The organism is Chitinophaga oryzae, from assembly GCF_012516375.2.
Lineage (GTDB): Bacteria > Bacteroidota > Bacteroidia > Chitinophagales > Chitinophagaceae > Chitinophaga > Chitinophaga oryzae.
The window spans coordinates 4,743,345-4,760,154 of the sequence record NZ_CP051204.2; the positions used below are offsets into that span (position 1 = coordinate 4,743,345).

Here is a 16,810-nt window from a genome sequence, read left to right on the forward strand (position 1 = left end):
ATTAGTAACCGGGATTTTGGGTCAGGAAATGGTTTACACTGATTTCTGTATTCGGAATGGGATACAGCAACTGATGATCACCCGACCATGGCTGTTTTAAGGGAATAGCAGACAACAGCGCTGCTGCTTTGCCCGTACGCTTCAGGTCAAACCAGCGGTGTCCCCATTCGGCGAAGAGCTCTGTCTGCCGCTCTTTGGCCACGGCCGCCAACACCTGCTCTTTGTTGAGCGAGGCCGGTAACGCAGGCAACCCCGCGCGGGAACGGACCATATTGAGATCGGCGATGGCGGAGGCGAGGCCGCCCGGGCCGCCATTGGCGGCGGCTTCTGCGCGTATCAGGTATTGCTCCGCAAGCCGCAGCATTACATAGTACTCACGGGGAGGCGCCATAAATTCACTGTTGGGCTGACCGATATGATATTTATTGGGATAGTAGGACACCACCGCCGGCACATCTGGCGCGGGAGCGGCTTTGGTGCTGTCTATCCAGCAAAGGCGCTTATCGCCGGTTTCAAACGCCTTCATCTGGGTGTCGGTCAGTATGTAAGACGCAACGCCTGTCTTCAGATATAATGGTATAAACATATATCCTTCCGGTGTAGCATTGCGCAGCAAGGCGGAGACGTCATTTTGTTTCAGTTGCCAGATAGCTTCCCGGCTGGTTGTAACAAATGTGTTGTTGGGATCGGGCTCCAGCTGATACAAAGCTGCCTGGTTGATGACGGTGGTAGCGGCTTCCACGGCTCCGGCGTAGTTGCGCTGATAGAGATACACCCTCGCCAGCATGGCGCTGGCGGTATAACGGTTAGGACGTATCCGCTCTCCCAGGCTGGTGGGATAAGTTTCAGGCAAAGCTGCCACGGCGTCTCTCAGGTCCATTTCTATCTGTCCGTATATCTGTGCCTGTGAGGTCCGCGGCATGTTACGTGTCTTATTAAAGTCGATGGTCAGCACCAGCGGCACATCTCCAAAAAAATTCGTGAGATAGAAATAAGAAAAGGCCCGCACAAACTTAGCTTCTGCTGTCAACGCCTGTTTCACACTGTCTTTCAGGTTGGGCGATGTAGAGGCCGCCACTCCTTCCATCACAGCATTGGCGCCATATATCGCATTATACGCAGAGGTCCAGACGCCATTGGTACGGCTGGCCTCCTGTGCGGTCAGTTTGTTGGTGTTGACGAGGTACCAGGATTTTTCAGCAACAGAGCGGAAGAAATACAGTTCATCAGAGGAAAGGCCGCCCAGCATCGTGGAGAGTCCGGCAGCAAAGGAAGACTCTCCCACCGGTGGAGCACCCACCGGATCATCGCCGTTGATCATTCTGCTGTATACACCCGCCATCGCGCCATTGGCCTGCTTTTCCGAACTGAATACCTGGCTGGTGGAAATAGTACTGACAGGAGCCGGTACAGACACCAGCTTTTTACAGGAGGTGAGAAGACTCGCCCATAACAGCCATCCACCGGAAAACGCAATTATTTTATGATAGGTCTGCATAAATCATCATTTAAAAATTAAGCATTACACCACCGGTGATGGTCCGCGGGGAAGGCAGCGCCGTCAGGCTCTTCGTATCAGGGTCCAGTCCTGTATAGCGGGTGATGGTGAAAATATTCTCTGTCTGCAGGTACACGCGGAAGCTCTCCATACGGGCCTTTTTCACCAGCTTCTCCGGGATGTCATAACTAACGGCAAGGCTCCGGAGCCTGAGATAGGAAGCATCCATAAAAGCGCCGTCGGATGCATTAAACAACGTGTAACCAATAGGAGCGAAACCTGCGTATTTCGCATTGTCGCCTGGTTTTGTCCAGTGGTTGGCCAACGCTTCCCTTGGCAGATTGCTCATAGCGCCCGGCAGTACATTAGCAAAGGGGTCCGGGCCCAGCTGTTTTTTAAAGTCGAACAAAAGATCCAGCCGCACGCCTTTCCAGGAGAACTGGGAACCGATACCGCCATAATATTTAGGAGCATCGTCGATCGGAACATAACGGTCATCGGCGCCGGTCCCATCAGGTACGCTGAGGTTTACATTCACCTGTCCGTCTTTGTTACGGTCTTCGAAAGCATGTTTACCGGTAAGCGGATCTATGCCGATATAGTGCAGATAGTATCTGGTAGACAACGACTGCCCCACTTTATAGGTGCCGTAGTAGGGAGAGAATTCCAGGTCAGGATAGGCCGCCAGTATATTCCGGTTACGGGAGATGTTAAACGATACCGACCAGGAGTAGTCTTTTCGCTGTACCAGGTTGGCCCTGAGCATACCTTCCCAGCCGCTGTTTTGCACTACGGCCGCCCAGTTGGCCAGTACTGAACCGAAGCCGGTGTACTGTGGCGTGGGCAGGCCAGTCACCTGATCGCCGGTCCTGTTACGGTAATGCGACACCTCGAGATTGATTCGGTCGTTTAAGAAACCGACAGACAACGATCCTTCCATTTTTTTATTGGCTTCCCAGTGGTAGTCCTGGTTCATGGCGTGTATGGGCACATAAGGCTGTACGCCGTCGTATTTGCCAAGCAATCCTCCGATGGTGCGTGTGCCCCATTGCGAGAGGTACTGGTAGTCGCCGATAGAACCATCTCCCCCGGTGATGCCGTAGCTGCCCCGCAGCTTCAGGAAAGTGACCCACTGGGGAAGCACCGCTTTCATCCAGGGTTCTTCCGACATGATCCATCCCATGCCCACGGAGCCGAAATTGCCATACTGACGTCCCGGTGCAAAGCGGGAAGAACCATCTCTCCTGGCATTCAGGTTCAGGATATATTTGTTGTCCCAGTTATAGGAAATACGGCCGAATACCGCCGCATATTTATAGCGGCTCAGCATTTCAGCGGCCTGTTGAAAGGGTGCGTTGGAAATACTGCCCAGCAGGGCGTCGTCACCGAAGCCGAAGCCAAAGACCGTACTGCCGTTGGTGGCCGCTGACTGGTAGCTGGTACCGGCTTGTACGGACAGGTCGCCTTTCCCGATAAAACGGGTGTAAGCCAGCTGGGGTTCCACGATCCAGTTGGTATTGCGGGTAGTGCCAAAGATGGCCATGCCGGTGGGGTTCAGCGCAGGATTCTGCGCTGCGATCGGCACGAAATTGTCGCTCGTTCCGTTGACAAAAGAATAGCCGCCGGTAGTGCTGAAGGTGAGTCCTTTAGCGATCTCATACCGCAGCTCCAGGCTTCCATCAAACTGGGTGGACTGGCTGATATTTTTTCTGCCCAGATTTTCAAAGGGGAACTGGCTATTAGGACTGTGCGCCGTCCATTCCGCGAAGTTGAGATTTCCTTTGCTGTCATAGATAGGAGGCGCGTTGGGAGGCAGATAAGCGGCATCCCCCGGATTAACGATCGCATCCACTTTCGTATAGCCGATGGTGGTTCCTACCATGATGCTGAACTTCTGGTTGGCAGAGACATGCCGTAAACGCGACATCACGGACGCTTTTTGTGAAGCGCCGCTCTTGCTCAGCAGCTCCACCTGACGACCGTAGTTGGCGCTTACGTAAAAGGTATTCTGGTTATCGCCGCCGGAGAGGCTGGCCGATACGTTGGTCATGGTGCCTGTGCCCAGGATCTCTTTTTGCCAGTTGGTATAGCGGGTGGTGTCCCACAGCATCAGATCGGGGGCAGTGGCGATAGTAGGTGTGATGCCTTCATTTTTGAAAGCCTCACGGCGCATCTGCAGGTATTCTCTGGTGTCCAGCAGATGCCATTGGCGGGGCACTGTGACAATGCCTTCCCGCACATCTACAGACAGTGCTGTTTTCCCTGTTTTACCTCTTTTGGTAGTGATGAGGATAACGCCATTTGCGCCGCGGGAGCCGTAGATGGCTGTTGCATCCGCATCTTTCAGCACTTCAATGCTTTCGATATCTTTTGCGTTGAGCCCGAATATAGGGCTCTGTCCACCGGCGGCAGAAAATCCGCCCTGCACAAATCCGGAAGATACACCTTCTGTGACGCTGACGAGGTTCAGCACCGTCAGCGGCACGCCATCGATGATATATAAGGGGTCTGACAGAAACCCTTTGCCGAGGGAGTTCCGTCCCCTGATTTCCAGTTTAACGGGGGAACTGGCGTAGCCTGAGGTTTGCGTGACCAGCAGGCCGGGCACCCTGCCCTGCAACGCCTGCAGCGGGTTCATTACCGGTTGCGAGGCAATCTCTGTTCCCGTCACTTTGGTGATGTTACCCGTGGCCAGCCTTTTGCTGGTAACGCCATAACCCTGTACCACGGCCTGGTCCAGTTCACTGGTGGCCACTTTCATTTTCACGTACATGGTCACGCCGGGCTGTCCGGCAGCCATGGTCACCTTCTCGTAGCCGATGCTGGAGAAGGTGAGCATTTCTGCGTCTTTTAAATTCTTCAATGAAAAAAATCCTTTTTCGTTGGTCTGCGTGCCTTTACCTGATACACTGGCAAAGACGCTCACACCGGGTATCGGCTGGACTGTTTTTTCATCATAGACCATTCCCATGACTTCCACGGGCGGCGGCGGTGCGTTGAACTCCGGGGCACATCGGCCTTCCGGAATATCACGATGGTGGTGCCTACGATCGTGAAGTTCAATGGCGTTTTGGCCAGCAGCTGCCTCATAAACGCCTCCAATGGCTGGTTGCGGGCATTCACCGGAACAGTTTGCGTAACGTCTACCTGCTCCGGATTGAATACCACAACATGGTTGGTCTGTTTCTTTATTTCTGCAAACACTTGTTGCAGGGTAGCTTTTTTGCTACTGTAGTTCATAGTCTGGGATAATCCCCTCAGCGGCAGTCCCATAGCTGCTATCAGCAGCAACAGCCCCAGCTGTTTCCACGGTATACACCGCTTTGGACGTCTCAATTCTGGCATAACATATTTTTGGTTGATAAATAATAACCGGTGGCTGAAGTGGCCGGGCATAGCTCCGCCGTTAAGCCCAAAGGACTTTTCGTTCCGGGACATACCAGGCCCTGACCACTAAGGCCGGCATGTTCACCTCCTCACCTGTTGTTGCTTGTTGACCTAAACTTTTATTATGGTTGCTTTATGGCATGACAATCAATTGCTTACCTTCTATTCTGAAACGGACGCCCATTTTTTCCAGCACTATCAGTGCCTGTGGCAGGTCCAGATCTCTTTTTATTTCTCCGCTGAAGACGATGTCTGCGCTGCCGGGTTCGTATACGACCGTCACGTCGTACCACCGGGCCATCTGTCGCAGCACTTCTTTCAGATGGGCATGATCAAACTGAAACGAACCGTTTTTCCATGCGATGGCCATTTCCAGGTCCGGATGTTCCACCAGCCGGAGTCCTTCGCCTGATATGGCGGCCTGCTGGCCGGGCTTCAGCACCATGGATGTTTGCTGATGGTTCACTCTCACGCTGCCATCCAGGAGGGTGGTACGGAGATTGGCTTCATCCGTATAGGCGTTTACGTTAAACCGGGTACCGAGTACTTCCACGGTCGCTTTCCCATTTACATCCACCCGGAAAGGCTTGTGGGTATTGGCTGCCACTTCGAAGTAAGCCTCCCCTGTTATTATCACGGCCCGGACCTTATCCGTAAAGACTGTCGGATAGGTGATGCTGGAGGCGGCATTCAGCCACACAGCTGTGCCATCGGGCAGTTCTATGCGGTATTGACCGCCGCGCGGCGTTGTTAATGTATGGTATTCCACCGCAGCGGTAGCTCCCTGGTAGTTCAGCCGGCCGCTGTCGTTCCGCACGGTGAGCCCCGGCTCCTGTACGATGCTGCCGCGGGTGCTGTCCAGCATAATTTCCTTACCGTTGGCAAGTTTCAGCACTGCGCGGTTAGTGCCGCTGGTGATGGCCATCGGTGCGGGCGTTGCCGGCTTTTTCCGGCTGGTCAGCATCCTGGCGGCAGGAACAGCCAGCGCCGCCACCAACACTGCGGCAGCTGCATACCGTACCCAGGAACGGCGCCACAACGGCAGCGGGCGGACAATATCCGTATCTTCCGCCGCTACAGACACCATCAGCCGGTCGAGTATACGCTGACTGGCGCCGGCGGGCAAAGGCGCTCCTGTGGTGAAAGCCGTATCATAATTGCCCTGCAGCACTTTTTCCAGGGCATCCTCCTGCTCCGCTGCTGCCGGGTTTTCCTTCAGCCAGGCAAACAGCGTCCCGCTTTCCGGCTCCGTAATGGTGCCGTCGAGGTACTTTTGCAACAGGTCCGCAGGAAATTTATTTGGTTCCATACTAATAAGACTAATGAGTAAAAGAAATGGGTGGATGGTCCGGAAAAAAAATCCGTTTTTTTTATTTCATGGCTATCAGCAGCATCAGCAGGGAGATATTGCCATGTTCCAGCAGGTAGTCCCGGATGGATTTTACGGCCAGCGACAGGTGCTGTTTAAATGTATTACGGGAGATATTCATCAGTGCAGCAGCTTCTTCATAGCTTTTGCCCTGCTGGCGGCAGAGGATAAACGCCTCCCGACGCTGCGGCGGCAGGTTGTCGATAGCCCGCTGCAAGAGCTCCTCGTACTGCTTCTGTTCCACGGCGTTCAGCACCGACTGCTCATGGATGCCCAGTGACATACGATGCATCACCTCATCCCTTACGGCATCGAAGAGCGTCAGCCTGTTCAGCTGGGTCAGCGCGGCATTGCGGGCGAGGCGGTACAGGTATGCGGCAAAAGAGGACTTAATGTCCAGCTGTTCGCGGACCTCCCAGATTTTCAGGAACACATCGTGCACCAGATCTTCTGTGAGCAGCGGATTTTTGGTGAATTTCAACAGGTAGGTATAAATCCCCCCGTGGTATTGCAGATAAATCGCTGTAAAGGCCGCCTGGTCACCTGCGGCGAGCCGCTTTAGCAGTTCCTGTTCATTCATTCTATATAAGATATCAGACAATCAAGCTCCCCCTACAGGAGACCGGTAAATTTAATATTAAATGCGGCAAAAAAAGAAGCCTTTTCCCGCCAGCCATACCCGGATTTGTCCATTAACATAAAAAACAATAGTTTGCCGCCGTTTGCGTTTTTGCTTATTTATTTACTATCTGATACCACAAATTCGTTACATGCTAACAAACCGACTGCGAGCCAACGCTTGCCAGCACCTGAGAGCGTTCCTGTTGCTTTTGGCCATCTCCGTGGCTTTCCATCCTGCCGGCCATGCACAAAACAATAATGTGACCGACAAATATGCCGGCGGTAAAAAACTGATCACCGGGCTGAGTAAAATTTTAAGCCCCAACGGTGTCCAGGAGAATTTCGAAGCTACCCTCGGCGGCACCAAACAATGGGTATTTGTACGGGGACAGGACCGTAACAATCCTATCATCCTCTTTGTACATGGTGGCCCCGCCTCTCCCATGTCGCCCGTAGCCTGGACCTGGCAGCGGCCTGTGGAAGAATATTTCACCATGGTGCAATATGACCAGCGCGCCTCCGGCAAAAGCTTCCTGTCCAACGATACCACCAACCTGGGCGCCACCCTGCACATCGACCGTTATGTAGACGACGCCATTGAACTGGCCGAACAGCTCCGCCTGAAATACCACAAAAAGAAACTGGTCCTCATGGGCCACAGCTGGGGCACTATTGTGGCGATGCGCGCCGCCCTGAAACGTCCCGATCTGTTCTACGTGTATATTGGCGCAGGCCAGAACATCAACACGGTGGACAACGAACGGGTAAGCTTTGAATTTGGCCTGAAAGAAGCCATCCGCCGCAATGATACCACCGCCATCCGGGAGCTGCGATCCATCGCGCCCTACCCGGGCGACCAACCCATCACCCGCGAAAGGATCATCATTGCCCGCAAATGGCCACAGGAATATGGCGGACTGGCAGCGTACAGACCGGTGCCTTCCTATTTCTTCAACGCCCCCCTGCTGTCTCCGGAATATGATAAGAAAGATGTGGACGCCATCGATGAAGGCAACATCTTTACCCTCGGCAGAGTAATAGATGAGTTCCTGGCTGTGGACTTCAAAAACGTAAAAACGTTTCCTATCCCGGTACTGATGTTTATGGGACGGCATGACTATACCACCCCCTCCGAACCTACGGAGGCCTGGTTGAAAAAAGTGAAGGCGCCCTATAAAAAAGGGGTATGGTTTGAAAACTCATCCCACCTGATGATGATGGAAGAACCGGGCAAGTTCCTGCTGACACTGGTGCAGGATGTAAGACCGATGGCTTTGAAATAATCTTATCGTTGATGCATAAAAAGGGACGCTTAGTGATAAGCGTTCTTTTTTTATGTTGATCATCTTCATTTCTACGTAGTACCACGTAAATGCGTTTTTGAGCACTACTACGCATGTTCACCAGGAACGCACGTTTTACATTTGCATCGCATCAAATGCGCCCCTTATAATAAAAGTAAAACGATATGTATTCCGTCATGAAGAGAATGGCCGTATATACCCTGCTGCTGCTGGGCATATATAGTTGCAGGAAAAATGATAGCAGCCAGACCGGCCCCACACCGCCTGAACACGGCGCAGTAAGGGAAAAAGGCATCCCGGCCGGCGATGCGGTCCATGCTAAAATAGGCCCGGCCGGCGGAACACTCGCCACGACCGATGGACGCGTGCAGATAGAGATCCCGGCCGGTGCGGTAACGAAAGAAACAGATTTCAGCATCCAGCCTGTTTCCAACACTCTGCCCGGCAGCCCCGGCAAAAGCTACCGCCTCCTGCCGGAAGGCCAGACTTTCGCGCAGCCAGTGAAACTGACCTTTCATTACGACGACGCCGATCTGGCCAATACTTCTGCCCAGGCCTTATATGCAGCCTTTCAGGGAAACGATGGCGTCTGGAAAATGATTCCCCAGACCACCCTCAACGAAACAGATCAGACATTAAAGGTCAATACCACCCACTTTAGTGATTGGGCCATCTTCGCCGAATTTTACCTGGAAGTGGGCAGTCGTGAACTGAAACCTAAAGGCGCCACCACCATTGATATTATGTCTCCTTTCCTGCTGGCTCCTCTGACACCGGGAGCTCCTATGGAAATCGGCAATCACTATTACGCAGAGGAAAATGCTAAAAATATCCGCAACTGGCAGGTGTTTAACGAGGGCTCTCTCAATGTGGCTGCCAACAAAAGGCAGAGCACCTATACCGCTCCCAATGCAATTCCATCCCACAACCCTGTGGAAGTCAGCGTGGAGATCTACAATATCCTTCCACCGGGCGTCAGCCGCCCTTCCGCTACGGGCAAGGTGGTTCTGCTGACCCGGATTTATATTGTAGATGAAACATACTTCTTCGCTGAGATCAATGGCGTTTCTCAGTCACTGACCAGCATTTTTTATGTGGAAGATGATCAGGGTATCACCATCAACGGCAATATCGGCGCTACCACCAGCAGCATTATGTTATTCCTGGCAGGTCATAATACCGGCCACTATCCCTACAACATGGACCAGATCGCCAACACAGGCGTAGCTGTTTACAATGCCCGTCCGGGCGAAGGCTATGTTCCCGCTTATTCCCCTGTTACGAAGACGATGTCATCTCGCCGGGTGGTATCACTATTGAAAAAAAGGAAAAGTCGGGAGACGTAGAGTACGTGACGGGACAATTTACCGCTACAGTATACCGGGAAGAAGGTCAGTGCCCTGGTTTGAAGATCATCAAAAAATCAATATCCGGCAGATTCCGGGTCATCAGAAAATCCGAGTAAACATGAAGGTTTTGAAACCCCAAAAACAAACGGCTGTACCCTGTGGTACAGCCGTTCTTGTTTCATGCGTTTAATAAGCATCTTAGCGGCGGAACCAGTCAAAGTCCGCATATCCCCTGCTTTCGGGTCCGGTCATATCGGTATTAAAAAGGAACAGCGCGAAGCGGTTGGCCGTCCAGTCCAGTCCGAGGCCCATTTTCAGCGCGTTGCCTATGGTCGTGAAATGCCGGCCGTCTTTACTATAGGCAAAAGTGGCCGTGAAGTCTTTTTCCTGCACCACCGCTTTCAGCCAGATTCGGGAAGGGCTATAGGGCAACACCGCCACCGTGCTGTCGTTATTCACCATGATGAGCGCTTTGTTTTTTCCGTTGCAGCGGACGCCTACATAAGCAGATGGCGACTGGAATACGCCCAGTCCTGCGATATCCCCCGGCTTCAGGCCGGAAAGATCGAGAGAGACCGTGCCCTCCGAATAAGGACCTTCCACCCGTTGTGTCAGTGTATTGCGGGCATCCGCCAGCCGCCGGGCTTTACCGGCATGTAACCGGAGGTAGCCCGGCCGGCGGGTAAGCGACCATTTGCCGTTGTCCGGATTGTGGTTCCATTGCCATTGCAGCCCCAGGGAGCCTGTATTAAATTCATCCGAAGTAGCCGGTACCGCTACCGGGTAAGTTTTGCCTACGTTCGGTTTGGGAAAGGTGTCCACCCCTTTTCCGTTGACACCTAACATTGGCCAGCCATCGACCCATGTCACCGGTTCGAGGTTGGGCACACGGCCGATAGGGCCACGGTCCTGCATAATGATAAACCACCAGTCGCCGTTCTGGAGCTGTACCATCCCGCCCTGATGCAGGCCGTTGCCCGGATAGGAATGGTCGTCCTTTATCACCACCTTCGATTCATAGGGGCCGTACACATTGTCCGACCGCAGACATACCTGCCGTCCTTTGGTGCCGCCGGTGCTCCCTAGAATGTAATACTTACCATTGATTTTATACATATGCGAGCCTTCCAGGTAAGGGTAGTCGCGGTTGTCATAAATCTCGCGCCGCGGCGTTTTCACAGACAGCGCGTCGCTGTTCAGTTCCGTGATAAATAGTTTCTGTTGTCCGTGCGCGACGTACACCTTGCCATCGTCGTCAAAGAACAAGCCGGGATCGTACAGGTATTCCGGGAAGATGGTCCGTGTCCAGGGGCCTTCAATATTTTTAGCCGTACACATGGAAAACTGCCCCTTGCGGCCATCCATTTCCGGCGTGCAGAAGCCTACATAGAACAAGCCGTTATGGTAACGGATAGTGGCCGCCCAGGAGCCGCTGAGGTACATATGGCCGTTTTTCAGGTCATAGCGCGGATCTTCTTCATAGCGGGGTACCGCATAACCGGCCATTTTCCAGTTGACCAGGTCGTGGGACACCGCTACCGGGCACCCGGGGACGTAATGCATACTGGTGGAAACGAAATAAAACGTGTCGCCTACACGGATGATGTCCGGATCGGGCCAGTCTCCCCACATCAGTGGATTTTTGAAGGTGCCGTCGCCGTTGTCCGGCGTCCAGGAAGCGTTGGTTTGTGCCTGCAGATGGCCGCCTGTTAGGAGCAACAGGCAAAGGCCTGCCCATAGCGGCAGGGAAAAAAAGTATCTCATTTGTTCACTTTTGAAAGTCGTGGCGGTCAATCACCACCATCGTCATAACGTATTTATGTGCGAACATATGGACTTTTTTTTATCCGGTGAAGAAATTTATCACCAGCGAATGTGTTCTGTATATAGATGATCACTGGCGGCATGTTGTACAAAAGCGTGGTCGTTTAGTATCTCCCAGGGTATATTTATCTTCCTAAAGTAACAAAAACCGGAAAGCCGCACAAACCATTGGTTTATGCGGCTCAACTAACTGCCGGGTACATTACTCGCACAACCAGCAGGTCTGCCCTGTTCCTGGTGATGTTTCACAGGTAATATACAGGGTGGCACAGTTATAGGGACTGGTCTCGAAAGCTTTTCCGCCAGCGAGGCTGCGCTGTTGCGTCGGGTTGAGCACCGCGACAGCGTCTTTGTTAAATGACAATTTTTTGCTGATGGCAATTTTCTTTTTCATGGCGACATGTTTAAATGGTGAAACAATAACACGCCAAAGCCACACAGGCCACGAAGGGCCGGTGCAGCTTTGACAGATATTTCTACCGGTTAGTCTATTCCTGACAATCCCTGCAGGCTTCACCCGGGGCTTGTACAGTTTGACAGGTGACGATGATGGTAGTGCAATTGGGTTGATTGGTAATCGGTCCCGTACCGCCGGCCACCATATTTCGTTGTGTCTCATTGAGCACCGCGATGGTAGCTTTACTAAACGCCAGCTTTTTGCTGATGGAGATTTTCTTTTTCATGGTGACATGTTTTACATGCTGAAAAGATAAAATACTACATGCAGCGTACGCATACGCGGCCGGTAAAGGGTATCGTCGGACAAGTTTCTTCCAGTCCGGTAGTGCAATTGATCACCCTGGTCACAGTGGTTGCCCCGCCAGCGATCAACTGTTGTTGCCCCGCGTTGAGTGATGCGATCGTCTCCTTATTAAAGGAGAGTTTTTTTCCGATAGCGATGTTTTTCTTTTTCATGAGAAAAAATTCAGGCAGTGAAAAAATTATGCGCAGTCGTCACAAACGCCGGTAGCTGTTGTGGTTACACAGGTAACGCCGTTAGAGGTGCAGGTGATCAGTTTGGTAACGGTCCTGGAGCCTCCTGCCAGCATGTGCTGTTGTGTGTTGTTGAGCGTTGCGACTGTTTCCTTATTGAAGGAAAGCTTTTTTCTGATGGCTGTGTTTTTCTTTTTCATCAGTGATTATTTTACTGGAGGATAGGACACAGTTCGCAGGGACCACCCGGGCGCTGGATAGTAGCGCAGGTTTCGCCGCCACAGGTTTCCATACCGGAGGTACAGTTTACCAGGCGGGTAATAGGAATAGCGCCACCAGCGATGAGCTGTTGCTGGTTACCATTCAATGCTGCGATAGTTTCCTTGTTGAAGGAGAGTTTTTTGCTGATTGCGATGTTTTTCTTTTTCATGAGTTACAGTTTAAAGGATGTTACAAATTTGACAGGGGCCTGTTGGAATCTGCACGGTAACGCAGGTCTCTACGAATGACTCGCATTCAATGGGCCGTGTAATAAACATAGCGCCACCGGCGATTTTTTTCTGCTGATCTGCGTTCAGCGTGGCAATAGCCGCCTTATTGAGCGCCAGTTTGCGCTCAATCGCTACTTTTTTCTTTTTCATAAATGATGGATGTTCAGGTTAAGCGATACCTTAACAGGGAATACATTCCGGGCTGGTGTAAGGATATGTACTACAGGTATCCCAGTAAGTCTGACATTTCCTGTCCAGCGTTACCGGTGGAAGGCCGCCGGCCAGCATTTCTTTTTCAGAAGCAGAGAGTACGGCTACGGCAGATTTGCCGAAGTGCAGCTTCTTTTCTGCGGTCATTTTTTTCTTTTTCATAAAAACGGAGCGGGTTTACAGGACAAAACAATCCCGCTGGCGGGCATGCAGCCGCCAGGACAGTTTGATCCCGGGTTAAAAAGGGATTAGATCAGATTAGCAGAATACACAGATTTCCTGCGTATAAGGGAACGTGTTACAAGTCTCGTAATTAGTTTCCCTGCATACTTTTGAGAGAGTGATAGTGGTGGTGGGTATGCCACCGGCGATTTCTGCCTGCTGCTGCGGGTTCAGCCGGGCAATAGTTGTCTTGTTAAAAGACATTTTTTTGGCAATCGTTGTCTTCTTTTTCATGAGGAGGAGATTTACGGGTTCAAAATTTCGGTTGAATTACAGTACAGATCAGCAAAACACACAGACTTCCTGCGTGTAGGGAATAGTCACACAGGTGGCTTGCCTTGTCTCGAGACATTCGATTTGCCTGGTAATAGGCAGCATACCACCAGCAATCAGGGTTTGCTGGAATGTGTTCAGTTGGGCAATAGTTGTCTTGTTGAAAGACATTTTTTTTCCAATCGTTGCTTTTTTCTTCATAAGGAGGAGATTTACAGGTTCGAATTTGGGTTGAGAAATTACTTTATGTAGACGGGTTAATTGGCATGAGTTGTTGATTATTTTGAGATACTATTGAAGATAGTAAAAATGAGCAGGAAAAAAAATTTTTTTTGCAGGCCGGGGTCAACCTGCATGGACACATCCGTAACAATCTGTATCAGGAAAGCTCGCGCAATCCCATTTCCAGCCAGGCCAACTTTTCATGGCGCTGCGTTTTCATATAGTCTACCCCCCATTCGTACAACGGTTCGAAAATAGCGCACAGCTTCTCCCCCGACGCCGTCAGCATATACTCCACTCTCGGTGGTACTTCGGGGTATATTTTCCGGGTGATAATACCGTCTTTTTCCAGTTCCCGCAACTGGCTGGTAAGCATTTTCTCCGTGAGGTTTTCACAGGTGCTTTTCAGCAATTCTGTATATCTCTTCGGCGTTCCATCCGACAGCATACTTAATATGTACAGCTTCCATTTACCACTGATGGCTTTTACCGCCACTGTCAGCGGACAGTGTAATCTCGGATCTCTCATATTTTTTTAAAAAAATTTGTCTGCGCCTCCCGGCGATGATCAACAAAACCTACAAAAAAGTAAGTAAGGCACGGAAAAGTACCTCCTTACCCCGCAGGATGTAAAGGTATACCTTTGGTCCCATTAAAAATAAAACAGCTTCCTTATGAAGAAAATCATCCCGCTGATACTCGCCTGTATCAGTGCCCTGGCAACAGATAGCGTGGCTCAACCTTTACAGATTCAGCTGATCCGGAGTGCCACAGTGAAGATCACCATCAACCACCGGCGCCTTCTAACCGATCCCATACTGGCCGATAAAGGTACCGAGCCTCCCATTTTCTTTGCAGACGAACGGAAGAATCCAACGATTGACCTGCCTTTTCACCGCGACAGCGTACTGAAAGACATTGATGCCATACTGCTGACCCACTATCACCCCGACCACTTCGATGGCGCTGCAGAAAAGTATGTTCCTAAAGACATGCTGATCTTCTGTCAACCCGGAGATGATGCTAAACTGAAAGAAAAAGGATTTACCAATACGCGTGTGATAGATAGCTCGGTTACCTGGGAAGGCATCTCCTTCCGCCGGTTCCTGTCGAGCCATTACCCCGGAGCAAACGGAGAACCGCCTTTCGGCATCTCCTCCTCCTACTATCTGCAAAGTCCTGATGGCTCCCTGTTCATCACCGGCGACGCTATTCTCGATGATAAATTAAAGGCGTCGCTCACCACCACACAGCCTCCCATCGTGATCGCCAACACCGGCGAATGCCACTTTACCCGTGAGAACCCCGTGCTGGCGCCCGGTATCACCATGACACTCACCACCGGTGAACTGAAAGCCATCACCCGGCTGTTGCCTGCCACCACCGTAATAGCGGTACATATGGACGCCATCAACCATTGCAGCCTGAGCAAGGCAGACCTGCGCCGGTTTGTGGCCGGAGAAAAACTGCAAAAGCGGATAAGGGTGCCACAGGAAGGTGAGACGGTACTTCACTGAAAATCCGCTACCCGCGCTGGCGTTTTACTTCCGCTGACCACCGGCCGCTCTCCAAAACGCTGTGCCTGCAGCCGGTCATACTCACTGACGTAATTCGGGTGCTCGGTGCCCATCACGCGGTCCCATATACGAAAATACAGGCCGTAGTTGCCTTTAAAGCGACTGTGATGCAGGTTGTGATGTACGGATGTATTGAGTACCTCAAACAGCCAGCTGCGGCGGAAACCGCGGGGCATGATCTCATAGCCCAGATGGCCGTATACGTTGATAATAAAACCGGAAACGGTAAACAGCAGGACAGTCAACGGGTGCATCGGCATGATACAGACAATCACCACCAGTATCCCTCCTTCTGCCACCGCTTCCAGCAAGTGAAAGCTGTAGGAAGTCCAGGGAGAGGGATTAGTGCTTTTATGATGCACCAGGTGCGTGGCTTTAAACAATACCGGATGATGCAACAGCCGGTGCATCCAGTAAAAGTAGGTATCGTGCACTACAAGGCTGAGCAGCAGGCTTACGCCGATGTACCATACCGGAAAATCACCGATATGCGTGTATACCAGCGTATACTGCCGCAGCGGCGTAAATAATATCGTCACAGAGATAATGCTGAACACCAGCGTACTTTGCATAGAATGCCAGATCTCCCGGAAAAAATCTTTCGGGGAGGCTTCCCGCCGCTGAATTTTTTGTTGCTTCCACCGGGCGGGATATATCAGATAAAATAAGATAAAAGGGATGCCAGCCAATATAAAATAGCGCAGCGCCCCCAGGCTGAAAATACGGGCCACCGCTTCGGTCAGTGTTTGCATAATTCCGGTCGTTTTGATGATAAACACCCCAAAATTAGCTACCACGCGCCCTTTCAGCGGTTAACAAAAGATAAGAAATGACATTAACAAAAGATAATTTCCGGATCACTGTTTGCCCCGGCTGTGTATTCTCTTCCTGATGCGGCTGAGGGATACCGGCGTCACTCCCAGCATGGAAGCGATATATTTATCCGGCACGCGGTTCACGATATCGCCGCGGCTATCCAGCAATTGCAGATAACGCTCTTCCGGCGACAGCGTCACAAACGCCTCAATAGAGTCCAGCGCTTCTGCCAGCATCATCTGTAAAAAATAACTACGCAGTGGCTCCAGCCGGGTATTGTCACGCAATACCCCGTCCAGCTGATTATAGTCGATTTCCACCATCACGGTATCTTCCAGCGCCCGGTAAATAAACCGGGCGGGCTGCTGGCGGATAATCGTATCATGTGAAGCGATAAACTGCCCTTCCCAACGGAGAAACAACGTAGCCTCGTCCCCGTTACGCCGCACCGCATATGCCCGGATGATACCCTGCTGCAGCCAGGCCAGTTTCCGGGCGGTATCACCCTCACGGATATACGTTTCTCCCGCCTCCAGTTTCACTTGCCGGGTGATGGCAAACAACGGCGTAAGTTCAGCGGCCGGAATACCGTTCAGTTGTTGTAACAGTTGTTGTAATGCTTCAATAGAAACCGCCATGCTCCTCCTTTTTAACCCAATATTAGTATTTTTCCCGATAAAACGAATCCCGCTTCGCCCTACGGCAAAGCGGGAT

At 51.7% G+C, this 16,810-nt stretch carries 21 protein-coding genes; 3 read left to right on the forward strand and 18 right to left on the reverse strand.

Translation table 11 applies throughout. The annotated features are described in order from the left end of the window. Position 1: 1 nt before the first annotated feature. The 5 genes from HF324_RS19385 to HF324_RS19405 all read right to left on the reverse strand — a co-directional run bounded on the left by HF324_RS19385 (position 2) and on the right by HF324_RS19405 (position 6,834). Positions 2-1,498: a RagB/SusD family nutrient uptake outer membrane protein gene (locus HF324_RS19385; protein WP_168804072.1), complete on the reverse strand. Its 1,497-nt coding sequence runs from the start codon at positions 1,496-1,498 to the stop codon at positions 2-4. Positions 1,499-1,508: 10 nt separating this feature from the next. Further along, positions 1,509-4,469: a SusC/RagA family TonB-linked outer membrane protein gene (locus HF324_RS19390; protein WP_309475626.1), complete on the reverse strand. Its 2,961-nt coding sequence runs from the start codon at positions 4,467-4,469 to the stop codon at positions 1,509-1,511. Beyond that, positions 4,421-4,843: an STN domain-containing protein gene (locus HF324_RS19395; RefSeq protein WP_168860578.1), complete on the reverse strand. Its 423-nt coding sequence runs from the start codon at positions 4,841-4,843 to the stop codon at positions 4,421-4,423. The genes HF324_RS19390 and HF324_RS19395 overlap by 49 nt, the downstream gene beginning before the upstream one ends. A gap of 175 nt (positions 4,844-5,018) precedes the next feature. Continuing rightward, positions 5,019-6,194: a FecR family protein gene (locus tag HF324_RS19400; RefSeq protein ID WP_168804074.1), complete on the reverse strand. Its 1,176-nt coding sequence runs from the start codon at positions 6,192-6,194 to the stop codon at positions 5,019-5,021. Between the two features lie 61 nt (positions 6,195-6,255). Beyond that, positions 6,256-6,834 carry an RNA polymerase sigma factor gene (locus HF324_RS19405; RefSeq protein ID WP_168804075.1) on the reverse strand — a complete coding sequence of 193 codons (579 nt, stop codon included), beginning with the start codon at positions 6,832-6,834 and terminating at the stop codon, positions 6,256-6,258. Positions 6,835-7,024: 190 nt separating this feature from the next. Here HF324_RS19405 and HF324_RS19410 point away from each other — a divergent pair, with 190 nt between their 5' ends. After that, positions 7,025-8,158 (forward strand): alpha/beta fold hydrolase, encoded by a 1,134-nt coding sequence (locus tag HF324_RS19410; protein ID WP_168804076.1) that lies wholly within the window; start codon positions 7,025-7,027, stop codon positions 8,156-8,158. Between the two features lie 197 nt (positions 8,159-8,355). Continuing rightward, positions 8,356-9,525 (forward strand): hypothetical protein, encoded by a 1,170-nt coding sequence (locus tag HF324_RS19415; RefSeq protein WP_168860579.1) that lies wholly within the window; start codon positions 8,356-8,358, stop codon positions 9,523-9,525. Between the two features lie 201 nt (positions 9,526-9,726). Here HF324_RS19415 and HF324_RS19420 read toward each other — a convergent pair whose 3' ends face one another. The 11 genes from HF324_RS19420 to HF324_RS19470 all read right to left on the reverse strand — a co-directional run bounded on the left by HF324_RS19420 (position 9,727) and on the right by HF324_RS19470 (position 14,232). Continuing rightward, a complete protein-coding gene (locus HF324_RS19420; protein WP_168860580.1) occupies positions 9,727-11,292 on the reverse strand; it encodes a glycoside hydrolase family 43 protein in 1,566 nt (521 codons plus the stop codon). Positions 11,293-11,554: 262 nt separating this feature from the next. Next, positions 11,555-11,746 (reverse strand): class I lanthipeptide, encoded by a 192-nt coding sequence (locus HF324_RS19425; protein ID WP_168860581.1) that lies wholly within the window; start codon positions 11,744-11,746, stop codon positions 11,555-11,557. Positions 11,747-11,840: 94 nt separating this feature from the next. Beyond that, positions 11,841-12,035, reverse strand: coding sequence for a class I lanthipeptide (locus tag HF324_RS19430; protein WP_168860582.1), 195 nt, complete (start codon positions 12,033-12,035; stop codon positions 11,841-11,843). A gap of 34 nt (positions 12,036-12,069) precedes the next feature. Further along, a complete protein-coding gene (locus HF324_RS19435) occupies positions 12,070-12,267 on the reverse strand; it encodes a class I lanthipeptide (RefSeq protein WP_168804081.1) in 198 nt (65 codons plus the stop codon). 26 nt (positions 12,268-12,293) lie between these two features. Continuing rightward, entirely contained in the window at positions 12,294-12,485 is a 192-nt protein-coding gene (locus tag HF324_RS19440) for a class I lanthipeptide (RefSeq protein ID WP_168804082.1), read from the reverse strand. An 11-nt stretch (positions 12,486-12,496) separates the two neighbouring features. Then, complete coding sequence (locus HF324_RS19445; RefSeq protein WP_168804083.1) at positions 12,497-12,715, reverse strand: class I lanthipeptide; 219 nt, start codon at positions 12,713-12,715, stop codon at positions 12,497-12,499. A 10-nt stretch (positions 12,716-12,725) separates the two neighbouring features. Next, on the reverse strand, positions 12,726-12,926 hold the full coding sequence (locus HF324_RS19450) for a class I lanthipeptide (protein ID WP_168804084.1): 201 nt from the start codon (positions 12,924-12,926) through the stop codon (positions 12,726-12,728). Positions 12,927-12,956: 30 nt separating this feature from the next. After that, positions 12,957-13,148: a class I lanthipeptide gene (locus HF324_RS19455; protein WP_168804085.1), complete on the reverse strand. Its 192-nt coding sequence runs from the start codon at positions 13,146-13,148 to the stop codon at positions 12,957-12,959. Between the two features lie 96 nt (positions 13,149-13,244). Next, positions 13,245-13,442, reverse strand: a complete 198-nt coding sequence (locus tag HF324_RS19460; protein ID WP_168804086.1) for a class I lanthipeptide — start codon at positions 13,440-13,442, stop codon at positions 13,245-13,247. A gap of 48 nt (positions 13,443-13,490) precedes the next feature. Beyond that, the gene (locus HF324_RS19465) at positions 13,491-13,682 is read right to left on the reverse strand and encodes a class I lanthipeptide (protein ID WP_168804087.1); all 192 of its coding nucleotides are present in this window, start codon (positions 13,680-13,682) and stop codon (positions 13,491-13,493) included. 178 nt (positions 13,683-13,860) lie between these two features. Then, on the reverse strand, positions 13,861-14,232 hold the full coding sequence (locus HF324_RS19470; protein ID WP_168804088.1) for a winged helix-turn-helix transcriptional regulator: 372 nt from the start codon (positions 14,230-14,232) through the stop codon (positions 13,861-13,863). Positions 14,233-14,377: 145 nt separating this feature from the next. Between HF324_RS19470 and HF324_RS19475 the strand changes: the two genes are divergently transcribed. Then, positions 14,378-15,220, forward strand: a complete 843-nt coding sequence (locus HF324_RS19475; RefSeq protein ID WP_168860583.1) for an MBL fold metallo-hydrolase — start codon at positions 14,378-14,380, stop codon at positions 15,218-15,220. On the opposite strand, the gene HF324_RS19480 is transcribed toward HF324_RS19475, so the two are convergent. Then, positions 15,214-16,032 carry a sterol desaturase family protein gene (locus HF324_RS19480; protein WP_168860584.1) on the reverse strand — a complete coding sequence of 273 codons (819 nt, stop codon included), beginning with the start codon at positions 16,030-16,032 and terminating at the stop codon, positions 15,214-15,216. The genes HF324_RS19475 and HF324_RS19480 overlap by 7 nt on opposite strands. Positions 16,033-16,137: 105 nt before the next feature. Then, positions 16,138-16,734 (reverse strand): Crp/Fnr family transcriptional regulator, encoded by a 597-nt coding sequence (locus HF324_RS19485; protein ID WP_168804091.1) that lies wholly within the window; start codon positions 16,732-16,734, stop codon positions 16,138-16,140. Between the last annotated feature and the right edge of the window lie 76 nt (positions 16,735-16,810).